The sequence below is a fragment of the Rhodococcus sp. P4_B6 genome (assembly GCF_056402215.1).
Map to the genome: position 1 here is coordinate 1 of NZ_JBFUHV010000399.1, position 2,150 is coordinate 2,150.

Genomic DNA, 2,150 nt, shown 5'->3' on the forward strand with positions numbered 1-2,150 from the left:
GTGCCGTTCGTGCTTCCCGGCATCGTGCCGTTCGTGCTTCCCGGCATCCACGAGGTATGGAAACTACTTCTGGACATCAAGGAGGCGGGTGACGGCACTCCGTTCGTGACCTATCTCGAAAAGATGAATGAGGCCAAGGGGACTGCGTACGAGTTCGGCTGGGGCGATCGCCTCGGGCGGCCCTCCGCAGACTACGTGCGAAGCACAGAAATGAAATACCTACCGACGGACGCTCAGCGTGATTACGTAAACAGTCCCAATGCCTAGTTCCCGGCGTTCCGAGTAGCCGGTTCCACAACCCCACAATCGATAAGGTGCGAAATGTCTGAAGTGCGCGAACTCGACTTCGGTGGACGAGTTGCAATCGTCACCGGAGCAGGTCAAGGAATGGGACGCGAACACGCTGTCATGCTCGCGTCCCGCGGAGCAAAAGTTGTGGTCAACGACATCAACTCGAATCGTGCCGAGGAGACGGTGAAGACGATCACCGACGCCGGCGGAACAGCCGCACCCGACAACCACGATATCGTCACCAAGTCGGCGGATCTGGTGCAGAACGCAATCGACAGTTTCGGGCGCCTCGACATCGTGGTCAACAATGCCGGGATCAATGCCTACGGCCGGTTCTGGGAAATGGATCGCGATCTGTGGTGGAAGGTGTTCGACACCAGTTTCCGCGGTGTCGTCGAGGTGTCACGCAGTGCTATGCCCTACCTGATCGAGTCCGGGAGCGGACGCCTCATCAACGTCTCCTCGAATGCATTGATGGGCCTGCCCAACGACACGTCCTACGCTGCCGCCAAAGCTGCAGTGTGGGGCCTCGGCAACTCCCTGGCGGGTGAGGCTCGCGATGTCGGCGTGCAGGTCACCACGCTGCTCCCAGTCGCGTGGACACCGATGACCGAGGAGGCCTTCGGTGATCCGCTCATCCAGCAGGTCATGCGAGACCACTTCCCCTCGAGCTCCGTCTCGGCTTTCGTGACGTGGCTCGCCCACCAAGACACCACGGTACACGGTGAAACGTTCGAGATCGCCGGCATCTCAGCCGCCAGAACCGCTTTCAGTGCGATGCCGCGCATGCAGGTGACCGAACCCTCTCCCGAGGTGTGGGCTGCCAACGCCGCCAACCTCACGAAGCCTGGCGAACTCACACCCCTGTTGAAGGCGAGCGACTCGTTCCGTGCACAGGTCGTGTACCTGGCGCCGGAGATGGACTCGCAGCTCCCTGCAGACGCCGCAGATGTGTCCAGCAACTAGGGGAGTGGTGTCCATGAGGCGGTCAGAAGTACGCGCGATCGGTGACRACTTGTCGATCGTGCGTCAGGCCTTCGCCCAGTTCCCTTCGGGTGTCGCGGTGCTCGCGATCGACGTCAGGGGCCGGAAGCACGCCCTCGTCGCGTCGTCGTTCATGGTCGGTGTGTCACTGGAACCGTGCCTGGTGGCGGTGGCGGTGCAGAAATCGTCCGAGACGTGGGGGCAGATCAAGGATGCCCGCTCGGTCGGAGTATCGATTCTGGGCAAGGGGCAGAGCGAGCTGACCCGCCGCCTGGCCAGCAAGGACCGCGCCGCACGATTCGAGAAAGTCGCGACAGCGGCCGGTGATCAGGGTTCCGTCTTCATCGACGATGCCGCACTGTGGCTGGAGTGCTCGATTCATGAAATCTCGGAGGCGGGTGACCACTGGATGGCGCTGCTCGAGGTGAGTAAATTAGTTGTCGGAGAGAATGACCCACTCATATGGCATGGCGCGAGGTTTCGCGAACTCGTCGACGCGCAGTCGATCGAAGTCGAGTAGTTCCGGCGGTATTTGCTCTCGGGGGGACACACCGCCGGTGGTCGTCCAGGGACGCCACGCCGGGGTGTCAAGGCGTGGAACCACAGTATGGAGCGTAGGGCGTGACAAGGTTCGGTCTCGCTCAGTTCATATTCTGGACAGTATGTGTCAGTATTATCGGTGTCACGTTGTGGTGAAGGAGTTGTGGCTGTGTACGAGCGGTATCAGACGATGGAGTTCGATCTGTCGAGTAGCGGTGTGTTGACGGTGACGTTCTTGCGTGCCGACAAGCTGAACGCGATCGATGCCGATTTTCATCGTGAGTTGTCGACGGTGTTTGCGGACATCGGTATGGATCGTCGGGTGCGTGCGGTGG

The 2,150-nt window shown here is 60.8% G+C and carries 3 protein-coding genes; all 3 read left to right on the plus strand.

All coding sequences use genetic code 11. The annotated features are described in order from the left end of the window. The coding region (locus tag AC1DWT_RS50930) for a hypothetical protein (RefSeq protein WP_477926231.1) at window positions 1-267 on the plus strand (267 nt) is incomplete at its 5' end. 54 nt (window positions 268-321) lie between these two features. Further along, a complete protein-coding gene (locus AC1DWT_RS50935; protein ID WP_477926232.1) occupies window positions 322-1,257 on the plus strand; it encodes an SDR family NAD(P)-dependent oxidoreductase in 936 nt (311 codons plus the stop codon). 13 nt (window positions 1,258-1,270) lie between these two features. Then, the gene (locus tag AC1DWT_RS50940) at window positions 1,271-1,795 is read left to right on the plus strand and encodes a flavin reductase family protein (RefSeq protein ID WP_477926233.1); all 525 of its coding nucleotides are present in this window, start codon (window positions 1,271-1,273) and stop codon (window positions 1,793-1,795) included. Window positions 1,796-2,150: the final 355 nt, after the last annotated feature.